We start from the raw sequence: 20,788 nt of genomic DNA, 5'->3' as shown, positions 1-20,788 counted from the left end.
TTGTCGTTTGGTATTCAGATTTGAAGAGAAACCCGAAGATCGTGCCAAATGGAATCCACCTTTTGGAAATTAAGCATTGGTCTGGACGAAACCGCCGTCAAACGCGTTGGCCTCGAGCACGCGGGCGCAACCGTTTACGACGTTGTCGAGCGCCGTGGGGCTCACGTTGACCGAAACGCCTGTCTCGTCGCGCAAGCGGACGTCGAGGCCGCGCAGCAGCGCTCCGCCGCCGGTCAACAGAATGCCGTAGTACATAAGATCCGAGGCAAGATCGGGCGGCGTGGCGTCGAGTGCGTCCTTAACGGCCTTGGCCATCTCGTCGAGCGGCTTATTGAGCGCACGACGAATCTCCTCGCTCTCGATGCGCACGGTTTTGGGCAGACCCGTGATCACGTCGCGGCCATTGACCTCGACGTCAAGCTCGTCCTTGAGCGGCACGGCAGAGCCGACCTTAATCTTAATGTCCTCGGCCGTGCGCTCGCCGATGGCCAAATTGTAGGCATCGCGAACATGCGTGAGGATAGCCTGATCGAACTCGTCGCCGGCAATGCGGATGGACTGCGATACGACGATACCGCCCATGGCGATAACGGCAACCTCGGTGGTGCCGCCACCGATATCGATGACCATGGAGCCGGTCGGCTCCTCGACAGGCAAGTCAGCACCGATAGCCGCGGCCATAGGCTCCTCGATCAGATAGGCCTGGCGAGCGCCAGCCTGGATCGTAGCCTCGAACACGGCGCGCTTCTCGACCGACGTGACACCGGAGGGAACGCATACGACGACGCGCGGACGAGGGGTCCACGGATAGCGCTTCTCGGAAGCCTTATCAATGAAGTAGCGAAGCATGGCCTCGGTGACATCGAAGTCGGCGATGACGCCATCCTTAAGAGGACGCACGGCCACAATGTTGCCGGGCGTACGGCCAAGCATACGCTTAGCCTCGATACCGACTGCAAGGATGCGCTCGTCGTTTTTGTCGATGGCGACGACGGAAGGCTCGCGAATGACGATGCCCTTGCCGCGCACGGAGACAAGCGTATTGGCGGTGCCGAGGTCGATGGCTAGATCGCCCGCATAGCTACCGAAAAACATGTCCATCAAAGAAAACAACGCAACTCCTGATGTGTTGGATGATTGCTGGAAAACTACTAGCCCATCATACTAGCGCAAGCCCGGCACCTCACTTGCGGTGAAGCACCGGGCAGCGCCAAATCTCATAAGGTCACTACTGGTTGTCAGCGGCCGAGAAATCAATGTCGAGCGAAGATACCGCCCAGCCGATATGGTTATCGGAGCGCACGAATTTGACGGTATATTCCTGCTCGCCGCCCTTGGACAGGGAAGCCTTCACCTTCGCGGTGGTCTCGGTCATGGACTGATCCATGCCCTCGATGGAGACGGTGGCGCCCTGCGGGATCGAGGAGATAATCATCGCCTTGGCGTCCTCGGACAAGCTGGAGGCCAGGCAGGACTCGGCCTTGGCGGTATCACCGTCGCCGGCAGCCTGGAACAGATCGGTGATGACGGACTCCTGCGAGGGGATACCCATGCCGCGCGTGTAGGCAAAGCCCAAACCGCCCGCGGCAAGAACAATCAGCAGAAGCAAAACCAGGAAGACCTTGAGGCCCGTATGGCGATGGCGACGACGGACCTTGGCCTGCTTGCGGTCCTGACGATCCTGCTGGACCATCTCGGACTCGGACAGCGTAAAGAAGCCCGTGTCGGACGGATCGGGCATAAACTGGCCAGTGGCACCCGTGGGATCGAGCGAATCGACAGCAGTCGTATCCATGGCGGGCGCCGGGGCCGTGGCCATGGCGGTCTGGGCCGAAAGCGCGGCAAGTGAATCGTGCACGCGGGCAAGCTCATCGGCCTGCTCGGGTGTGAGCTGATAGATGCCGTCGGCGGTGGCGGCATTAAAGGCATCGAGCGCCTCGGAAGGACGACCCGCGGCAGAAAGCGCCTCGCCCATACCCGCGTTAAGCGCACGCGTGTCATCGCGCGGACCGGCAAAGTCGATGGCCGTGCGATAGGTCTCCACGGCGTCCGCCGGTCGGCCAAGCTTGATGAAGCAGCGGCCGAGTTCGCCAAGGGCGGCCGCGGGGGCTGGATTGGCGCCATCGATGGCGGCCTGGCGGAAGGCAGTGCCTGCATTGGCGAAATCGCCCGACTGGAACAGCGCGTTGCCAAGACCCAGATAGGCCTTAAACGGCGTGGCGTAGGAAGCATCCTGCGTTGCGGCGGAGAACGCCTGGGCTGCGGTCACATAGTCACCCACGGCAGCGAGCGCCTTGCCGCGGTTGGTGAGCAGCGCGCCGCGCTTTCCATAGGTGCCGTCGTTGAGGGCAGCCGCGTACGCCTCGGCAGCCTCGGCGTACATACCCAGGTGCATCAGAGCGTTGCCACGCAGATGGTCGGCCTCGCCCATGATCTCGCTGGGGGTCTTTGCCGCACCGAGCATCTGAGCGGCTGCAGAAAAGTCGCCCGCACGATAAGCGGCTCGACCCTGTTGAATCAGCTGGCTATTCAAGGAAGTCCCCTTTTACTCGTGAACGATCTCGACATGGACGATCTCGTCGCCGGCACGCAGCTGCGAAATCACGTCGAGGCCCTCGACCGTGGTGCCAAAGACGGTGTAACCGGAATCCAGATTGTGCTGGGCTCCCAGGCAGAAGTAGAACTGGGAGCCCGCGGAATCGGGATCCATAGAACGCGCCATGGCAAGCGCACCGTCCACATGGCTGTTGCGCGGGTTGGTGGCAAACTCTCCCTTGATGCAGTAGCCGGGGCCACCGGTGCCGGGCATACCGTCGGGGCCCTCAAGGCCGGCGGCGACGTCAGCGCCGGACATATCGCGGGTATTGGGGTCGCCGCCCTGGATCACAAAGCCGGGCACATAGCGGTGAAACTTAAGGCCGTCATAAAAGCCCATGGTGGAAAGCTCGCAGAAGTTCGCCACATGGATGGGAGCGCCCTCGCCGTCAAATTTGACCTTGATCGTACCCTTCGACGTCTCGATGATCGCACACTCGTCACCAGCGAGCTGGTACTCGGGCGTATAAAGCTCTTTCTTAAAACCAAACATGTGGTTCCTTCCTCGTGCGTTTAAAGCATATTTGTACGAATTGTAGCAATAAGCACGGGCTTCCATCAATTGCGCACGCAGGTTATGCCGTCGGAGGGCAACAAATTACGAACGCGGCTGCGGCTTCCAGGCGCTCACATTGGCATCGTACTGGTTAAGGGCGCTGTTGCCGCCCTGTGCGATGGGCGCCAAGATTTCACTCTGGCGGGCGCTCAGCGACTCGCCATCGGGAATGGACAGCGAGATATCCCAGCTCTGGCAGATCATGTCGACGCGCTCGTACATCCACTCGGCAAGCTGCTTGAGGTGCTCGATATCCTCCGCGTAGACGGTATCATCTTGCACCTTAAGGTTGTTGAGCTCGTCTTGGGTATTTTTGATCTGGTCGCGCAGGGCATAAGCGCTCTGCGACAGCTCCTGACGCGTGGAGAGCGGCGTGCGTAGGTACCCGCTGTTAAACGAGTCGACAACCTCGCCGATCTGATCATCGTCGCCATACGACACGATCGTCCGATACAGACCGTCGAGCTTGGTATAGAGCTGGTCGTCGGAAAGGACGGTCTCCTCCTGGACCACCTCGGCGGTATCGTCGGACTTAGTCTCTTCCTCGGTAGCCTCGCCCTTCTGGCGCGAGGGGAACGTCGTCTTGGCGGCCTGGCCAAACTGGTCGTAAAAGCCCGGCATAACGCCCATGGGGTCCGACGTCACAAACCAATAGGCACTGCCGCACACGGCAGCGAGCAACGCGATGACGATGAGCGGCTTGGGAATACGGCGCTTGTGCTTGTGGTAGGCATCCTCGTCCGGATGCACCTTGCGCTTGGGTTTTTGATTTTTGGACTGAGCGTCGTCACGAAGGGACACCGGCAGCGGGATATCGACCTTGGGAATGCCAAAATCCCTGTCGAAAGCCGGCAGCACGCAGGTCTCATTGGGATCGGCGGCATCGGAAAGTACCGCGGCGGCAGAGGCCGGCGCATGGGGCACCTCGGTATCGATCTGCTCCTGCGTCAGGCGGGGAAAACCAGCCGTGCGCCCAGCAGCCAGGTCGGATGCGGCCGCATCCTCGGAGAGAATGCCCGGGGCAGGGCGCCCGCACTTGGAACAGGTACGGTCATGCGGCGACAGACGGGCACCGCAGCCTTCGCAGAACACAAACTCGGTGTGCTCGGGGCCATCGCCCGGGCCAACATAGGTGTTGCAATAGGGGCAGAACGAGGAGCCGTCCTCTATGGTCTTGAGACAATGCGGGCAAATCACGGCATCCTCTTTTCGGAATCATACGAACAATCGAGGTTAGAGCATAACATCGCTACGCCCCTAAAGGCACAGGGCACCAATTCAACATCGCAGGGTAGCTAATTTGGGACGGGGCTTTTTTAGCTGCCCTGGCCGCCAATCGGCCAAATAGATCGCGTCATCAGCCGGGTAGCTAAAAAAGCCCCGTCCCAAATTAGCTACCCTGCGAGATGCGGTTACTTCTTCTTCTTTTTGCTCGGCATCGAAACCTTAATGCCCTGCGCGGACTTGGTCACACGCGAGCGCTTGACGCCCGCGCCCTTCTTTTTCTTGGGCTGGGTCTTTTCCACGCCCTCGAGCGCGCGGGCCTCGGCCTCACGTGTCGTACGCTCCTCGCGGCGCTGCGCCATGTCGGCGGCGACGCGCTTGGCAAAACGCTCGGCCGTCGAGCCCGTCGAGCTCACCTTGCCGCCACCGCGGCCCAAGCGAACGCGCACGCCGCGGCCAAAGCCAGTGGCGGCATGGCGGCGACGCGGCTTAAGCGAATCCATCATCGTGGCGAGTTTAAAGAACACGCTGCAAGTAAAGACCACAATCACCAGAAGGATAATTGCCTCGCCCATCGACAAGTTGGCGATAGACAGCAGCTCGGGGAATCCGATAACGCCCACCAAGATGCCGACGACGACAAATACAAAGAGCATCACGCGCAAGGGTGTGAGCGGCTGCGAGATACGCCAGATCAGGCTCACGCTTGCCGCACACGACGTGAGAAGGCACATCGTCGACAGCGTGAGCTGGCTAAAGCCAAACACGCGCGCCACAAAGATGTCGAGCGCCGCGGCCAAAATGACTGCAACCGACGCCGGCAGCGCGCGCTTGAGTACGTTGGTTAAGAACGACCCCTTCACGCGGGCATTGTTGGGCTCAAGGCCCAGCACAAAGCCCGGCGCGCCGATGCAGAAGAAGTTGATGAGCGTCATCTGGATTGGCTCAAAGGGATACGGCGGCAGCGCGATGCACAGTGCCGCCAGGCCCATCGAGAACAGCGTCTTGGTCAGGAACAGCGAGGCCGAACGCTGCAGGTTGTTGATGGAGCGACGGCCCTCGGCCACCACGGCGGGCATCGAGGCAAAGTCGTTATCGACCAGCACGATCTCGGCCACGTTGCGTGCGGCGTCGGAACCGGCGGCCATGGCCACGGAGCAGTCCGCCTCCTTGAGCGCCAGCACATCGTTGACGCCGTCACCCGTCATGGCAACGGTATGGCCGCGACGTTTGAGCGCCTGCACGAGCTCGCGCTTCTGCTGCGGGGTCACGCGGCCAAAGACGTGATAGCGGTCCACCGCCGCATCAATCTTGGACGGCGTATCGAGCGTCGTGGCGTCGACGTAGGCATCGGCCCCCGGCACGCCCACCACGCGCGCGATCGACGACACCGTGCGCGGGTCGTCGCCACTGATCACGTTAAGGGTCACACCCTGCTCGTTAAAGTAGCCGATGGTCTCGGCGGCCGAAGTGCGAATCTCATCGCGAATGGTCACAAAGCCCACGGGCTCGGCCTCGCCCACCATATCGCCATCGGGCGTAAAGCCGTCCACACGGGCCACCACGAGCACGCGGCAGGTGTCGGCAAGCTCGGCCACACGATTTTCGACCTGCGCAAAGATACGCTCCGAAAGCACAAATTGCGCCGCGCCCATCACATAGGAGCCCTGCGCAAACGAGGCGCCGCTCCACTTTTTGGAGGACGAAAACGGAATGACCGACAGCGGCTCGGACACCTCGACCGGGCGGTCGGCGTAGTAGTTGAGCAGCGCCTGACAGGTCTCATTGGCATCGGCCGAGGTCGCGCGCGCGACATTGGCAAGCGCAAAATCGAGCACGGTAGTATCGACGGGGACAGGTGCCTCGTCCGGGGCCAAGCCCACACCCTCAACGGGCAACGGATAGGTGCCCTCGACCTCCATGCGACCCGACGTGATAGTGCCCGTCTTGTCCAGGCACAGCACGTCGACGCGCGCGAGCGTCTCGATGCAGTAGAGCTGTTGCGCGAGTACCTTGCGGCGCGCCAGGCGCACCGTGGCAATCGCGAGCACCGACGAGGTCAGCAGCACCAGGCCCTGCGGAATCATGCCCAAAAGAGCGCCCACCGTGGACAGCAGCGCCGACGAAGGCACGCGACCGGCCAGCAGCTCGGAAAAGCACCACGAAAGCGCGCTATCGCCCGGCGTACCGGCGGCATCCCATAGCCCGCTCACACTCGCGGCAAACAAGGCCAGACCGAGCGGAATCATGATGATGCTCGCAAAGCGCACGATGGCGTTGAGCGCGTTCATGATCTCGGAATTGACCTTTTTGACGTACTTGGCCTCGTTGTTGATCTTGGCCACATAGTTATCCGCACCAACATGGACCACGCGGGCACGCAACAGGCCCGAGTCGATAAAGCTGCCGCTCATGAGCTCGGAGCCAGGCTGCTTTTTGATGAGGTCGCTCTCGCCCGTCAGCAGACTTTCGTTAACGAGCGCCTCGCCCGATACCACCACGGCGTCGGCAGGTATCTGGTCCCCGCGCCCCAGACGAATGATGTCGTCGAGCACGATCTGGTCCAAGTCGAGCTCCACCTCGGCACCATCGCGCACCGCGATGGCCTTCTTTGAAGTGAGGAGTGTGAGCTTGTCGACCATCTTCTTTGATCGCATGGACTGGATAACACCGATGGCGGTGTTGAGGAACACCACGAACAGGAACGTCAGGTTCTTAAACGATCCGGTCATAATGACCAAAATCGCTAAAACCACGTTGATCAGATTGAACAGCGTGCAGAGATTTTCGATGATAAGCTCACGAACCGATTTAGTCTTGAGCTCCATGTTGCGGTTGATCTTGCCGGCGGCAATGCGCTCCTCGACCTCGGCGGTCGAAAGCCCGCGCTCGATATCTGTAGCTGCCATACCACGTCCCATCACGTCGCATCGGTATAAGAAAACCGCCCGGACCATACGAGGTTCGGACGGCCTTACGTTCGATGGTGCCCCATGTTGGATTCGAACCAACGGCCTTCTGCTCCGGAGGCAGACGCTCTAATCCCCTGAGCTAATAGGGCCAACGGTTGGCATTATACCCAAGTGCGCCACGAGCTAACAACATAACAGAAAAAGCTCTGCAATTACGTGGGAGACGAAGCGCAACGGCTCACTTTAGGACGCAAAAGTGAAATAATTAGTATAAACTCTCATGCACCATATGATACGGCTCGCACTGCGGGCCGTTTTTGCAAGGGTTATCCATCGAGGTGAGAGGCACACCATGATTGCAATTTTAAAGCGGAGCGCAAGCGATGAGGCCATCGGCCACATCGTCAGCTGGATTGAGAAGAAGGGTCTCAAAACCGACGTGTCGCGCGGCGAGAACGAGACCATCATCGGCCTGGTGGGCGATACGACCAAGATCGACCCGTTCCTGCTCGAGTCCATGGACGTCGTCGAGCGTGTGCAGCGCGTCTCCGAGCCGTTCAAGCGTGCCAACCGCAAGTTTCACCCCGAGGACTCCGTCATCGACTGCGGCCACGGCATCAAGATCGGCGGCGACCAGTTCCAGGTCATCGCCGGACCCTGCTCCGTCGAGGGCGAAAACCTCATTCGCATCGCACGCCGCGTAAAGGCCGCCGGCGCCACCATGCTGCGTGGCGGTGCCTACAAGCCCCGCACCTCCCCTTACGCCTACCAGGGCATGGGCCCCGCCGGCCTGGACCTGCTATGCGAGGCATCGGCCGAGCTCGACATGCCGATCGTCACCGAAATCATGGACCCGCGCGACGTGCAGGTCTTCTTGGATAAGAAGATTGACGTCATGCAGATTGGCGCCCGCAACGCGCAGAACTTCCCCCTGCTCAAGGAGGTCGGCAAGACCAAGACCCCGATTCTGCTCAAGCGCGGCATGTCCGGCACGATCGACGAACTGCTCATGGCTGCCGAGTACATCATGAGCGAGGGCAACGACAACGTTATCCTGTGCGAGCGCGGCATTCGCACCTTCGAGACCCGTACCCGTAACACCTTCGACCTCAACGCCGTGCCGGTGCTACACCACCTGTCGCACCTGCCCATCGTGGCCGACCCCAGCCACGCCACCGGCTACACCCGCTACGTTGAACCCATGGCGCTCGCCGCGACCGCCTGCGGCGCCAATGGCCTGGAAATCGAGGTCCACGACGAGCCCAGCCGCGCGTGGTCCGACGGCGCCCAGGCCCTCACCCCCGACCAGTTCGACGACACCATGCGCCGTATCCGCGCCATCCGCGAGGTTGTCTGCCAAGAGACCATGGAGTAGCCCATGGGTACGGTAAGAAACGCACGCGTTAACCAGGGCGGCCCCAAATGCGCCGGCGTTGTGGGCCTGGGTCTGATCGGCGGCAGCTTTGCCCGCGGCTATGCGCAGGCGGGCGTCCGCGTGCTGGCCTGGGACCCCGACGATGACGTCATGACGGCCGCCAGCATGGGCACCGTCGCCGGCGAGCTCAACGACGAGACGCTCGGCGAGTGCGACATCATCGTGCTTGCCTGTTACCCCGAGGCCTGCATCGAATGGCTCGAGGCGCACGCCCAGGCACTCGCCGACGCCACCGATACCGAGGCCATCATGGGGCCCGTGGTGATTGACACCGTGGGCGTGAAGGGCATCGTGTGCGAGCGTGCCTTTGAACTCGCCCGCGAGTACGGGTTTTACTTTGTGGGCGCGCACCCCATGGCGGGCACCCAGTACTCGGGCTACGCTCACTCCCGTGCCGACCTGTTCCAGGGCGCGCCACTCGTGCTCGTGCCGCCCACGGTGGACGATGCGCTCAAGCTGGAGCTTTTAGGCCAGGTGCGAGAGATGGTGCGCCCCTTAGGGTTTGGCAAGTTCAGCGTGACCACCGCCGCCGAGCACGACCGCGTGATCGCCTTTACGAGCCAGCTCGCGCACGTCGTCTCAAACGCCTACGTAAAGAGCCCGACCGCCCAGGTCCACCACGGCTTTTCGGCCGGTAGCTACCGCGACCTTACCCGCGTGGCGCACCTCAACCCGCAAATGTGGTCCGAGCTCATGATCGACGACGCCGACGCACTCGCCTTCGAGATCGACCATCTGATCCAGTCACTTGGCGCCTACAGCCGTGCGCTCAAGGACCGCGACCAGCGTTATCTTGAGAATCTCCTTGCCGAGGGCGACCGCATCAAGCGCGCGCTCGACGACGAGGCCACCCACTAGACCACCTATCACGCCAGGTCGAAAGGACCAAAGCTTATGGCGATTACCATCGATATCGACACCGCACGCCCCTACCAGGTGCACGTCGGCACGTTTTTGCTGGAGCAGGCGGGCCCGCTCGTCCGCGCCACCGCCGGCGGATCGCGCGCCGTCATTGTGACAGACACCAATGTGGGTCCGCTCTACCAGATGCCCGTTAAGCAGAGCCTGGAGGCTGCGGGCTATACGGTGAGTGTCTGCACCTTCGAGGCCGGCGAGGCCCACAAGCGCGCCGAGACCTACATCAACATCTTGGAGTTTGTGGCCGAGCACGAGCTTTCGCGCTCCGACGTGATCGTGGCGCTCGGCGGCGGCGTCGTGGGCGACGTGGCCGGCTTTGTGGCCGCCACCTACATGCGCGGCTGCAAGTTTGTGCAGATCCCCACGAGCCTGCTCGCTATGGTTGATTCATCGGTGGGCGGCAAGACGGCCATCGACCTAGCTGCCGGCAAAAACCTGGCCGGCGCCTTTTGGCAGCCGAGTGTTGTTATTGCCGACGTGGGGTGTCTCGCCACCCTCACGCCCGAGCAGTTCGCCGACGGTTGCGGAGAGGTCGTCAAACACGCCGTGATCGCCGACCCCGAGCTTTTCACCGAGTTGGAGAAGACCCCGCTCACGCTGGAGCTCCTCAACCGCGACGTGGCCCGCGTGGCGCTCATCATCGCCCGCAATATCGACATCAAGCGCGCCGTGGTTGTCGCCGATGAGCGCGAGACCAACCAGCGCAAGCTCCTCAACTTTGGGCACAGTGCCGGACACGCTGTCGAGGCCTGCGAGCACTTTGAGCTGGGACATGGCAACTGCGTGTCGATCGGCATGGGCATCATCACGCGCGCCGCAGCCCTGCACGGCATTTGCGACGCCGAGCTGCCCGGCCGCATCGAGGAGCTCTGCGCCCGCCACGGTCTCAAGACCCGCTGCGAGCTTTCCGCCGACGCCGTCTTTGCCGAGGCGCTGCACGACAAAAAACGAGCCGGTGACACCATCGACCTGGTAATTCCGCACGACATTGGCCGCTGCAGCATCGACCGCACGCCGCTTTCCGCCTTTCATGATTTAATTGCCGAGGGCCTCGGCCAGAAGGGAGACGCCTCCGCATGCTAGCCCGCATCACTCCGTCCCCACTCAAGGGCACCGTCCCCGCCATCGCATCCAAGTCGATGGCGCACCGCCTCATCATCTGCGCCGCCCTTGCCAACGGAGAGACGCATGTGACCTGCAACACCACCTGCGCCGATATCGAGGCCACGGTGCGCTGCCTCACGGCGCTCGGCGCCCGCATCGAGACCGTCGAGGATGGCTTCCAAGTCCATCCCACTATGAAGAGTATTGAGTTCGGCCTGCTCAAGGCACTTGCCGGCGGCACGCTCGACTGCGGCGAGAGCGGCTCCACCCTCCGCTTTATGCTGCCCGTGGCCTGCGCGCTGGGGGCAGAGGCAACCTTTGTGGGCCAGGGCCGCCTGGGCGCCCGCCCGCTCTCCCCGCTCTCGGACGAGATCATCGCCGCCGGCTGCGACCTGCAGGGTCTGGGCGGCTTTCCGCTCAAGACGAGCGGCCGCATGCGCCCGGGCACATTTATCCTGCCGGGCAACGTGAGCTCGCAGTACATTTCCGGCTTGCTGCTGGCGGCCCCGCTGCTGGCCCAGCCCTCCTGCGTGCAGGTGACCGGCCTTATCGAGAGCCGCCCCTATATCAACCTGACCATCCAGGCCATGAAGGCCTTCGGCGTCGAGGTCAACGTCGAGCGCATCCCCGCCAAAAACGGCAAGCCCGAGGTCACGAACTTCCGCGTGAGCAGCGGCTCGTACCGCACGCCTGGCAACGTGGCTGTCGAGGGCGACTGGTCCAACGCCGCCTTTTGGCTGTGTGCCGGCGCCATCGGCTCCGACCCCATCACTGTGGAAGGCGTATCACTGAGCTCCGCGCAGGGCGACCGCAACGTGCTCGCCGCGCTTTCGCGCTTTGGTGCCCGCATCGTGCGCTCCACCAACGCCGCCACCGTGCAGTCCGACAAGCTCGCCGGCTTTGAGATGAGTGCCCACGACATTCCCGACCTGGTACCCGTTATCTCGGCCGTGGCCTCGCTGGCACAAGGCCGCACGTTCATCCGCGATTGTGCCCGCCTGCGCATCAAAGAATCCGACCGTCTTGCCACTACCACCCGCGAGCTCACCGCGCTGGGCGCGCAGGTGCGCATTGCCGGCGACGACCTCATCATCAAGGGTGTCGATGCTTTTACCGGCGGCGAGGTCGATTCGCACAACGACCATCGTATCGCCATGATGGCCGCTATCGCCGCGAGCCGTGCTACCGGCGAAGTTGTGATCCACGGCGCCGAGGCTGTCAACAAGTCCTATCCCGATTTCTTTGACCACTACCGCCTGCTGGGCGGCAAGGTCACGCTCGAGGAGGAGTAGCATGTCCTCGACCTTTGGCAACGTTTTGCACTTAAGCATCTTCGGCCAGTCGCACTCCCCCGCCATCGGCTGCTCGCTCGATGGCATTCCGGCAGGTATTGCCGTTGACCAGGAGGCGTTGCAGGCCTTTTTGGACCGTCGCGCCCCCGGTCGCGACGAGACCGCGACCAAGCGCCGCGAGGCCGACGCCGCGCACATCATTGCCGGTGTGGTCGATGGGCACACCACCGGCGCGCCCATAGCCGCGATTATCGAGAACACCAACACGCGCTCCAAGGACTATTCCGAGCTGCGCCGCAAGCCACGTCCGGGCCATGCGGACTACCCCGCGCGCGTGAAGTACCGCAACATGCACGACGTCGCCGGCGGCGGGCATTTCTCCGGCCGCCTGACGGCACCCTTGTGCATCGCCGGCGGCATTGCGCTGCAGGCGCTCGAGGCCCGCGGCATCAAGGTGATGGCGCACGTCGCGCAGATCGGCGGCATCTCCGACCTGCCCATGGACGACATGGTCTATCGCGAGGCCGACCGCAAGGCGATCCTTACGAACGATCTGCCCTGTATTGATGCCGCGGCCGCCGGTCGCATGCGCGAGGAAATTCTAGCCGCGCGCGATGAGCTCGATAGCATCGGTGGCATCGTGGAGTGCGGCATCTATGGGCTCCCCGCGGGCATCGGCGACCCCATGTTCGACGGCATCGAGAACCGTATCGCGCAGATCGCCTTTGGCATCCCCGCCGTAAAGGGCGTGGAATTTGGCATGGGCTTTGCCGTGGCCGCCATGCGCGGCAGCGAGAACAACGATCCGTACCGCATAGATGCCGAGACCGGCGAGATTGCGGTCGAGTCTAACAACGCCGGCGGCATCCTGGGCGGCATTTCCACCGGCGCGCCCGTCATGTGGCGGATGGCCGTAAAGCCGACGCCCTCCATCGGTCGCGAGCAGCAGACCGTGGACATGGACGCCATGGAAAATGCGGAGCTCTCGGTCCACGGCCGCCACGACCCCTGCATCGTCCCGCGCGCCGTCCCCGTAGCCGAAGCAGCCGCGGCGCTGGCCATCTGGGACGCCCTCCTAGAAGACGCCGCCCAGCTTTAGCCCACCCACCCCCAGGGTAGCTAATTTGGGACGGGGCTTTTTTAGCTACCCCCATATGCCAGTGAGTATTTGCCCCGGCACCCATCGATTCGCCATCAGTCAAAGGGTAGCTAAAAAAGCCCCGTCCCAAATTAACTACCCCAGGCAACGATTCACGAAAGGGGTCTCCATGGACCTTGCCGATATTCGCCAGGCCATCGATGGCATCGATACCACGCTCCTCAATAGCTTTGTCGAGCGCATGGACATTGCCACCGAGGTCGCCAAATCAAAGATCGAGATGGGCAAGGCCGTCTTTGACCCCGCCCGCGAGCGCTCCAAACTCAACAACCTTGCCAGCCGAGCACCCGAGCGCTACGAGGCCCAGACCATTACCCTGTTCCGCCTCCTCATGAGCATGAGCAAGGCCGAGCAGCAGCGCTACATCAACGAGCTCAAGGGCATCACCGTGTCGCAAAAGGCCCATGCCACGGCAGCAGCATTTGACACGCCCTTCCCTCAAACGGCCTCCGTCGCCTGCCAGGGCGTCGAGGGCGCCTACAGCCAAATCGCCGCGTGCAAGCTCTTCGACGTGCCCGATATCGCGTTCTTTGAGACCTTTGAAGGCGTTATGCGCGCCGTACGCGACGGCTTTTGCGAGTTTGGCGTACTGCCCATCGAAAACTCCACCGCCGGCTCGGTCAACGCCGTCTACGACCTGCTCGCCCAGTTCGACTTCCACATCGTGCGTTCGCTGCGCCTCAAGATCGATCACAACCTGCTCGTCAAGCCCGGCACCAAGCTCGCCGACGTGCGCGAGGTCTACAGCCATGGCCAGGCCATCGCCCAGTGCGCCGGCTTTATCGAAGCCCACAGCTTGCACGCCACCAAGTACCCCAACACTGCTATGTCGGCCGAGATGGTCGCCAACTCCGATCGCACCGACGTCGCCGCCATCGCCTCGCGCAGCTGTGCCGCGCTGTATGGCCTCGAGGTGCTGGAGCCCAATATCCAGGACTCGGACAATAACTACACGCGTTTTGTTGTCATCTGCCGCGAGCCGCGCGTCTATCCCGGTGCCAACCGTACCTCACTCATGATCACCACGGCCAACGAACCGGGTGCCCTCTACCGCGTGCTCGAGCGCTTCTACGCGCTCAATATCAACCTCATCAAGCTCGAGAGCCGCCCCATCCCCGGGCACGACTTTGAGTTTATGTTCTACTTTGACCTGGACTGCCCCTTTGGCAGCAAGGCCCTCGACGACTTGCTCGATTCCATCGATGACGTGTGCGAGAGCTTTACCTACTTTGGCAGCTACACGGAGGTGCTCTAGATGACCGATGTCACCGCAACCCGCCCCTACGGCGTCCTGGGCCGTGTGCTGGGTCACAGCTACACCCCGACCATCTACAAGGAGCTCGCGGGGCTGGAATACGTGCGCTTTGAGCGCGAGCCCGAGGACCTCGAGGCCTTTATGATGGGCGACGAGTGGGAGGGCACCAACGTGACCATCCCCTACAAGCGCGCCGTCATGGACTACCTGGACGAGCTGAGTCCGCTGGCCAAGCGCATGGGCAACGTCAACACCATCACGCGCCTACCCGACGGCCGCCTGCGCGGCGACAACACCGACTACTTTGGGTTTCAGTGCCTGGTCGAGGAGCTGGGCGTAGAGGTTGCCGGCAAAAAGGTCCTCGTGCTCGGTGCCACCGGCGGTGCCGGCACCACGGCAAGTATGGTGCTGGGCGACCTGGGCGCCGTCGTTGTGCCTGTCGGCCGCACGAGTGAAGTCAACTACGACAACATCGCGCAGCAGCCCGATGCCGCGTTGCTCGTCAACTGCACGCCCGTCGGCATGTTCCCCCACTGCCCCGCCGCGCCCTGCACGCTCGAAGGGCTCGATGCGCTCGAGGGCGTCATCGACATTGTCTACAACCCCGCCCGCACGGGACTCATGCTCGAGGCCGAGCGCCGCGGCATCCCCTGCATCGGCGGCCTGCTGATGCTCGTGGCCCAAGCGGCACAGGCTGTTGAGCGCTACACCGGTCAGGTCACCCCGCGCGAGCGCATCCTGGACGTAACGGAGCGCTTGTCTCGCCGCGAGCAGAACATCGCGCTCATCGGCATGCCGGGTTCGGGCAAGACCCGCGTGGGCGAGCAGATTGCCCAGCTCACGGGCCGCGAGCACATCGACTTGGACCGCGCGCTCGAGGAGCGTTTGGGCATGCCCTGTGCCGACTTTATCGTCGAGCGCGGCGAGGAGGCATTCCGCGAGCAGGAGACGGCGGCGCTGGCCGACATCTCCAAGCGCAGCGGCCTGGTACTCTCCACCGGCGGCGGCGTGGTCACGCGTGACGAGAACTACCCGCTGCTGCACCAAAACAGCCAGATCGTGATGCTCAACCGCAAGCTCGAGGAGCTCGCCCACAAGGGTCGCCCCATCACCGCCCGCGACGGCATCGACAAGCTCGCCGAGCAGCGCATGCCGCGCTACCGCGCCTGGGCCGACTACATCATCGACTCACGCGACTGCGCCGCCAACACCGCACGCGCCCTCCTCGACACCCTCTAAAACCTGCAAAAAAGGGACAGGTTTATTTTGGCAGGTTTTATCTGGGCAAACGTCGCAGACAGCAAGCCCCGCCACCAACCAGACCACAAAGGAAGCAACCATGAAAGCACTCGTCATCAACGGCCCCAACCTCAACATGCTCGGCATTCGCGAGCCGGGTATCTACGGCAGCGACAACTACGACCGCCTGGTCCAGATCTGCCAGGAGGCAGGCGCCGCGCAGGGCTTTGACGAGGTCGAGGTCTTCCAGTCCAACCACGAGGGCAGCATCGTCGACAAGATCCAGGAAGCCTACGGCAAGGTCGACGGCATCGTCATCAACCCGGCTGCCTACACGCATACCAGCGTAGCCATCCTGGACGCCCTCAAGGCCGTCGCCATCCCCGCCGTTGAGGTCCACATCAGTGCCGTCGAGACCCGCGAGGACTTCCGCCAGGTAAGCTACGCGCGCCTGGCTTGCTTCGCCACCATCACCGGCGAAGGCCTGCAGGGCTACGCTCACGCGCTGGAGCTGCTGAAGGAGCATCTCGAAAAGTAACGTCGCGAGCAAATCCATCAAAACGACTACGCGCTAATAAAGCCAGCGCCGGCAGTAGCGACCTCGCTGCTGCCGGCATTTTATTACTGGCATATAATCGTTGCAGTCACACTACGTCTGGAGACCCACATGCTGAGCATTCACCTGGGGGATTACCCCGGTTCCATCTACGATACCGAAACCTATTTTAGGAACTCATACTTGGACTCATGGTTCGAAGACCCCATGGCCGCACAGATTATTAAACGCGTGGACGGATCAGAGCTCATCGGTCCCCACAACATCGTAAGCAAGCAGCTGGGCTCAATCACTCCACTCGAACTGTCCGGCGGCGTTAAGACGCTGCTGCTGGTGCGCAATCTCCCAAATATGGTGTTTAACGCATCCACCTGCGGAGACAACTGTGCCCGCTGGCTACTCAAGATCGGCAAAGAACAGGATGTGCTGGTGACCCTTTACCACATCATGAAATTCCCTTGGAAGAACTTTGAAATCCGCATTGAAAACGATGGCCGCATCGTCAGAAACATGCAGGAGTTTGTCGGCGCCACGAATGACTATTTGGATGTTGATGAGTAATGAAAGGAACGCATACCGTTGTCGTAGAGCGTGCAAAGGTCAAATACACACTCACGTTTAAGCGCAATATTTCCTTTATACGCGGCAACAGCGGCACGGGCAAAACGACGCTCATCTCGATGATTCGCGATTACAACGACCGAGGACAGGAAAGCGGCGTTACACTCAGCTGCGACGTGCCCTGCGAAACGCTTTCTGGCAGACGCTGGGAGCGCGAGCTGTCGATTATCGAAGATTCAATCGTCTTTCTAGATGAGGGTAACGAGTTTATCTACTCAAAGGACTTCGCCAAAGCCGTCAACGGCTCGTCCAACTATTTTGTTCTGATATCTCGTCGCGACGCCAACGAGCTCCCCTACAGCGTCGACGAGATCCTAAAACTGGTCAACACCACAAGCAAGACGATCAATGGCCGCAAGAGCGACAGGCGCTTCTACTCGGTGACCAAGCCGCTATATGACCACACGGCAAGTATGCTGTATCAGGACCTTAACGTAGGTTTCGACAATCCCGATGCCGTAATTGTCGAGGATAGCAAGTCTGGTTATCAATTCTACAGCGCCCTTTGCAGCCGACTGGGAATCCCCTGCTACACCGCTACCGGCGTAGCAAACCTAAAACGAACGATTCACGAATGCCCCGAGCAAAACGTTCTTGCCATTGGAGACGGCGCAGCGTTTGGCCCCTACATCGAAAAGGTGCTGGGACAGCGCGTTTACAAGAACGTTCGCTTGTTCCTCCCGGAATCATTTGAGTGGACGCTTCTGCAATCCGGCCTCATCCCCAACAACGACATTCCAAAAATCCTCAAGGATCCTTCGAGCTATATCGAAAGCCGCAAGTACCTAAGTTGGGAGCGATTCTTCACCGACGTATTGATCAAATACTCGGCAGACACTCGCTATGCCTACAAAAAGGCAAAGCTCAATGAGCAGTACCTGAGGCCGCAGGCAATGGATGCAGTAGCAAACGTCTTGCCCGAGTGTTTGAAAGCAGAATAGATACGGCGGGGAGGACCAAGTTGGTTCTCCCCACTGTCATCATGCCTTCTTGATCACGTATGCCAATCCAATATCGCAGGCACAGCGTACGATTGAAGCAAAGAACCACGATGCTGGCAGCGTCATAAGCAGAGGCATCGTCTGCCAAGGGATAAACCAATCAACCGCATGGATTGCGAAGATGGCAAGGCTGGCCTGCCCGCAAAACACGAGTCCTAGCTCAAAAGCCCTCAAAACCGGCACGTCTTTCAACTTCTCCAGCGCCATCGAAACCCAACAGACGCAGTAGCTACCCGCAACAGCAGCAACCGTCGCAACAACAAATCCATCCACGCGGCGGCTCGAAAGCTCAAGCCCACTCAGCGCGGCAAGGATAAGCCAAGCGACACCGGCTCCAATAAACAGCAGAGGCTTGCACACGCTCGGCTCCAGCCCCCTCTGGCGCGCCGTATACCCAACCCACATCAGCAGCACAATATAGCAGCTCAGATCCAGATCGAGCGGCAGGTAAATACCCAAAACGCGAGAGACGCTCAAACCGCAAAAGGCAATCGCGGCACAGACAACGCCCTGCCAAACAACCCCAATCCCGCGGCGGTCAAACAACCGCACGAGCGCATTAAACAGCAGGCGCGACGTAAACAGCGCTGCTAGAAACCATGCCATGCCAACGGCAGCAACGCCAAGCCCGGGCACATCAACGCCCGAGGCAAACATAAGCGTCTCGAGCCCGCCTGCAAGTGTACCTCCCGTCAACGGAGCGTCGCTCATCAAGAACGTCGGCACCTGCCACGCCAGTGCAAGAACCACATACGGCACCAGCAGACGCGACACCGAGCCACTCAGCAGCTCACGCCACGGCTTCGGCCTAAACGTATACCCGGCAAGAATAAAGAACACCGGCATGTGAAACGAGAAGATCGCGTGCCTCAAGGGAGAGGGATTTGGGACGGTGTGCCCCACAATGACCAAAATAACTGCAATCCCCTTTGCAATATCGATCCAGTCGAGCCTTTTGCTTCCCATAGCGAACCCTTCAAAACCGCAGCACACAAGACGAAAAAAGCCCAGACCACCAAGCGGCCCGGGCTCAATAAACGATGGTGCTCCATGGCGGATTCGAACCGTCGACCTTGGGATTAGAAGTCCCCTGCTCTATCCAACTGAGCTAATGGAGCAAATAACCGCACGCTCAACCAAATAAATCAGCCAAGCGGCTGTAATTATAACCTAGTTGAACTGCTCGCGATACGCCTTGCAGACCTCATCAACCGGGCCGTCCATGCGAAGGTCACCCTTCTCAATCCAAACGGCACGCTGGCAGATGCGCTCAACCTGCTCCATGGAGTGCGAAACGAACAGAACTGTCACGTCGCCGCTCTGGATAAAGTGCTGAATGCGGTCCTCGCACTTCTGCTGGAAGAACACATCACCGACGGACAGCGTCTCGTCAACGATCAGGATATCGGGCTCGGTGATCGTCGCGATTGCAAAGGCGATACGCGCCACCATGCCCGAGGAAAAATTCTTAAGCGGCATATCAACAAAGTTCTGCAGCTCAGCGAACTCGATAATGCCGTCAAAGCTGGCGTCGATGAACTCCTTGGTATAGCCGAGCAGGGCGCCGTTCAGATAGATGTTCTCGCGGGCAGTCAGCTCGGGGTCAAAGCCGGCGCCAAGCTCAATCAACGGCGCGATGTTGCCGTGAACCTTAACGTTGCCCTCGCTAGGCTCAAGCACGCCAGCGATAATCTTGAGCATCGTGGATTTGCCGGAGCCGTTGGTGCCGACCAGACCCACAACCTCGCCACGATGAATATCAAACGAGATATGCTTAAGCGCCCTAAACTCCTCAAAAAACAGCTCGTGCTTTGCAAGCTTGATAAAGTACTCCTTGAGGTTGGTCAGCGACTCGGACGCCATGTTAAAGATCATGGTGACGTCGTCGACCTCGACAGCCAGAGGCTGCTCGCTGTAATCAACAACAGATTCAGTCATCACAGCACTCCTTAGATGTAGAGGATAAATTTGCGCTCGGACTTATGGAACACGGTGTAGCCAATAACAAGCGCAAGAACCGCCCAAGCGACGCACATACCAAACGTCATAAGCGAGGGCGTAGTCTGGAACAGGAAGATATCACGCATAAACTGCAGATAGTTGTACATGGGGTTCGCGTAAACCAAAATACGAACAAGATGAGGCATCTGAACGATAAAGTCGGTAGTCCAGAAGATAGGCGTGATATAGGTCCAAGCCGTGATGACAACACTCCACAGATGCATGACATCGCGGAAGAAAACCGTAAGGGCAGAGAGCATCATGCCCAGACCCATGCAGAAGCACATAAGCAGCAGCAGGCAGACGGGCAGCAGAATGAGGTGCCAAGAAGGCATAACGTGGAACCACAGCATGACGATGGCGACGGCGACCAGGGAGAAGGCAAAGTTCACCAGCGAGAAAAGCACCTTCTGCACCGGGAAGACCCAGCGGTGCACTTTAACCTTCTTGAGCAGCGGAGCCGCACCTACGATGGACGTCAGTGCCTGGTTCGTGGACTCGGACATCACGGCAAAGGTAACGTTACCCACAATCAAGTACAGCGGGTACATCTCGGGCGTAATCGAGCCATTGCGGCCCTGGGCAAAAATCGTCGAGAACACGATGGCCATGACGATCATCATCAGCAACGGGTTGAGCACCGACCATGCGACGCCCAGAACGCTACGGCGATACTTGATCTTAAAATCCTTGGTAACCAGCTGACGAAGGATAAATGCATCCTTCTCAAATTCGTTCTTAGCAAACGTCGCAGGCAGACTGCGAGTTTCTTGTTGCTTTGTCTGATCCGACACGGATGCAACTCCCTTACTCGTAATCGTTGACAAATGAACAGTATAGACCCGACGGCCATGCAAAAGATTCGCGCAGCAAAACTGGAGAACTAACCCACATCTAAGGATGTCAGACGCAAAAGGCTA

18 protein-coding genes and 2 tRNA genes are annotated in these 20,788 nt (G+C 60.5%); 10 read left to right on the top strand and 10 right to left on the bottom strand.

The features are described from left to right. Window positions 1-69 precede the first annotated feature (69 nt). From ACTQX9_RS05710 to ACTQX9_RS05685, 6 genes are all read right to left on the bottom strand, one after another. Complete coding sequence (locus tag ACTQX9_RS05710) at window positions 70-1,101, bottom strand: rod shape-determining protein (RefSeq protein ID WP_006236061.1); 1,032 nt, start codon at window positions 1,099-1,101, stop codon at window positions 70-72. A gap of 127 nt (window positions 1,102-1,228) precedes the next feature. Continuing rightward, entirely contained in the window at window positions 1,229-2,533 is a 1,305-nt protein-coding gene (locus ACTQX9_RS05705) for a tetratricopeptide repeat protein (RefSeq protein ID WP_427726917.1), read from the bottom strand. Window positions 2,534-2,545: 12 nt separating this feature from the next. Continuing rightward, complete coding sequence (locus tag ACTQX9_RS05700) at window positions 2,546-3,088, bottom strand: peptidylprolyl isomerase (protein ID WP_154516178.1); 543 nt, start codon at window positions 3,086-3,088, stop codon at window positions 2,546-2,548. Between the two features lie 105 nt (window positions 3,089-3,193). Then, window positions 3,194-4,348 (bottom strand): zinc ribbon domain-containing protein, encoded by a 1,155-nt coding sequence (locus ACTQX9_RS05695; protein WP_441056620.1) that lies wholly within the window; start codon window positions 4,346-4,348, stop codon window positions 3,194-3,196. Window positions 4,349-4,563: 215 nt separating this feature from the next. Beyond that, window positions 4,564-7,284, bottom strand: a complete 2,721-nt coding sequence (locus tag ACTQX9_RS05690) for an HAD-IC family P-type ATPase (protein WP_441540741.1) — start codon at window positions 7,282-7,284, stop codon at window positions 4,564-4,566. Between the two features lie 75 nt (window positions 7,285-7,359). After that, window positions 7,360-7,436 (bottom strand) — tRNA-Arg (locus ACTQX9_RS05685). A gap of 203 nt (window positions 7,437-7,639) precedes the next feature. Here ACTQX9_RS05685 and aroF point away from each other — a divergent pair. The 10 genes from aroF (at window position 7,640) to ACTQX9_RS05635 (ending at window position 17,807) form a co-directional block, all read left to right on the top strand. Further along, window positions 7,640-8,662 carry a 3-deoxy-7-phosphoheptulonate synthase gene (aroF, locus tag ACTQX9_RS05680; protein ID WP_441540740.1) on the top strand — a complete coding sequence of 341 codons (1,023 nt, stop codon included), beginning with the start codon at window positions 7,640-7,642 and terminating at the stop codon, window positions 8,660-8,662. Window positions 8,663-8,665: 3 nt separating this feature from the next. Next, window positions 8,666-9,580, top strand: coding sequence for a prephenate dehydrogenase (locus tag ACTQX9_RS05675; RefSeq protein ID WP_441540739.1), 915 nt, complete (start codon window positions 8,666-8,668; stop codon window positions 9,578-9,580). 36 nt (window positions 9,581-9,616) lie between these two features. Further along, complete coding sequence (gene aroB / locus ACTQX9_RS05670) at window positions 9,617-10,723, top strand: 3-dehydroquinate synthase (protein WP_427794800.1); 1,107 nt, start codon at window positions 9,617-9,619, stop codon at window positions 10,721-10,723. After that, window positions 10,717-12,036, top strand: a complete 1,320-nt coding sequence (aroA, locus tag ACTQX9_RS05665) for a 3-phosphoshikimate 1-carboxyvinyltransferase (protein WP_427794801.1) — start codon at window positions 10,717-10,719, stop codon at window positions 12,034-12,036. Before aroB ends, aroA begins: the two co-directional genes overlap by 7 nt. Window position 12,037: 1 nt before the next feature. Further along, window positions 12,038-13,135: a chorismate synthase gene (aroC, locus tag ACTQX9_RS05660; protein WP_441540738.1), complete on the top strand. Its 1,098-nt coding sequence runs from the start codon at window positions 12,038-12,040 to the stop codon at window positions 13,133-13,135. Between the two features lie 169 nt (window positions 13,136-13,304). Continuing rightward, on the top strand, window positions 13,305-14,450 hold the full coding sequence (pheA, locus tag ACTQX9_RS05655) for a prephenate dehydratase (protein WP_441540737.1): 1,146 nt from the start codon (window positions 13,305-13,307) through the stop codon (window positions 14,448-14,450). After that, window positions 14,451-15,689 (top strand): shikimate kinase, encoded by a 1,239-nt coding sequence (locus ACTQX9_RS05650; protein WP_441540736.1) that lies wholly within the window; start codon window positions 14,451-14,453, stop codon window positions 15,687-15,689. It abuts the gene before it with no gap. Between the two features lie 100 nt (window positions 15,690-15,789). After that, the gene (aroQ, locus tag ACTQX9_RS05645) at window positions 15,790-16,227 is read left to right on the top strand and encodes a type II 3-dehydroquinate dehydratase (RefSeq protein WP_022094776.1); all 438 of its coding nucleotides are present in this window, start codon (window positions 15,790-15,792) and stop codon (window positions 16,225-16,227) included. Between the two features lie 129 nt (window positions 16,228-16,356). Continuing rightward, window positions 16,357-16,806, top strand: a complete 450-nt coding sequence (locus tag ACTQX9_RS05640; RefSeq protein ID WP_441056638.1) for a DUF4869 domain-containing protein — start codon at window positions 16,357-16,359, stop codon at window positions 16,804-16,806. After that, window positions 16,806-17,807: a hypothetical protein gene (locus ACTQX9_RS05635; RefSeq protein ID WP_441540735.1), complete on the top strand. Its 1,002-nt coding sequence runs from the start codon at window positions 16,806-16,808 to the stop codon at window positions 17,805-17,807. Before ACTQX9_RS05640 ends, ACTQX9_RS05635 begins: the two co-directional genes overlap by 1 nt. Window positions 17,808-17,846: 39 nt before the next feature. Here the strand turns inward: ACTQX9_RS05635 and ACTQX9_RS05630 are convergent, their stop codons facing one another. The 4 genes from ACTQX9_RS05630 to ACTQX9_RS05615 form a co-directional block, all read right to left on the bottom strand. Further along, window positions 17,847-18,833: an acyltransferase family protein gene (locus ACTQX9_RS05630; RefSeq protein ID WP_441540734.1), complete on the bottom strand. Its 987-nt coding sequence runs from the start codon at window positions 18,831-18,833 to the stop codon at window positions 17,847-17,849. A gap of 75 nt (window positions 18,834-18,908) precedes the next feature. Continuing rightward, a tRNA-Arg gene (locus ACTQX9_RS05625) sits at window positions 18,909-18,985 on the bottom strand. Between the two features lie 52 nt (window positions 18,986-19,037). Next, on the bottom strand, window positions 19,038-19,805 hold the full coding sequence (locus ACTQX9_RS05620) for an ABC transporter ATP-binding protein (protein ID WP_441540733.1): 768 nt from the start codon (window positions 19,803-19,805) through the stop codon (window positions 19,038-19,040). A gap of 11 nt (window positions 19,806-19,816) precedes the next feature. Next, a complete protein-coding gene (locus ACTQX9_RS05615; RefSeq protein ID WP_427794415.1) occupies window positions 19,817-20,662 on the bottom strand; it encodes an ABC transporter permease in 846 nt (281 codons plus the stop codon). Between the last annotated feature and the right edge of the window lie 126 nt (window positions 20,663-20,788).

Source organism: Collinsella sp. LCP19S3_F2, assembly GCF_052121015.1.
Lineage (GTDB): Bacteria > Actinomycetota > Coriobacteriia > Coriobacteriales > Coriobacteriaceae > Collinsella.
This window is presented reverse-complemented; position numbering and strand designations above follow the sequence as displayed.

Bases quoted from the DNA above. Each gene is read 5' to 3' on its own strand.
- ACTQX9_RS05640 (WP_441056638.1), top strand. From the start codon at position 16,357: ATGCTGAGCATTCACCTGGGGGATTACCCCGGTTCCATCTACGATACC.
- aroB (WP_427794800.1), top strand. From the start codon at position 9,617: ATGGCGATTACCATCGATATCGACACCGCACGCCCCTACCAGGTGCAC.
- aroC (WP_441540738.1), top strand. From the start codon at position 12,038: ATGTCCTCGACCTTTGGCAACGTTTTGCACTTAAGCATCTTCGGCCAG.
- ACTQX9_RS05635 (WP_441540735.1), top strand. From the start codon at position 16,806: ATGAAAGGAACGCATACCGTTGTCGTAGAGCGTGCAAAGGTCAAATAC.
- ACTQX9_RS05620 (WP_441540733.1), bottom strand. From the start codon at position 19,805: ATGACTGAATCTGTTGTTGATTACAGCGAGCAGCCTCTGGCTGTCGAG.
- ACTQX9_RS05650 (WP_441540736.1), top strand. From the start codon at position 14,451: ATGACCGATGTCACCGCAACCCGCCCCTACGGCGTCCTGGGCCGTGTG.
- pheA (WP_441540737.1), top strand. From the start codon at position 13,305: ATGGACCTTGCCGATATTCGCCAGGCCATCGATGGCATCGATACCACG.
- ACTQX9_RS05675 (WP_441540739.1), top strand. From the start codon at position 8,666: ATGGGTACGGTAAGAAACGCACGCGTTAACCAGGGCGGCCCCAAATGC.
- ACTQX9_RS05690 (WP_441540741.1), bottom strand. From the start codon at position 7,284: ATGGCAGCTACAGATATCGAGCGCGGGCTTTCGACCGCCGAGGTCGAG.
- aroF (WP_441540740.1), top strand. From the start codon at position 7,640: ATGATTGCAATTTTAAAGCGGAGCGCAAGCGATGAGGCCATCGGCCAC.
- ACTQX9_RS05710 (WP_006236061.1), bottom strand. From the start codon at position 1,101: ATGGACATGTTTTTCGGTAGCTATGCGGGCGATCTAGCCATCGACCTC.
- ACTQX9_RS05700 (WP_154516178.1), bottom strand. From the start codon at position 3,088: ATGTTTGGTTTTAAGAAAGAGCTTTATACGCCCGAGTACCAGCTCGCT.
- aroQ (WP_022094776.1), top strand. From the start codon at position 15,790: ATGAAAGCACTCGTCATCAACGGCCCCAACCTCAACATGCTCGGCATT.
- aroA (WP_427794801.1), top strand. From the start codon at position 10,717: ATGCTAGCCCGCATCACTCCGTCCCCACTCAAGGGCACCGTCCCCGCC.
- ACTQX9_RS05630 (WP_441540734.1), bottom strand. From the start codon at position 18,833: ATGGGAAGCAAAAGGCTCGACTGGATCGATATTGCAAAGGGGATTGCA.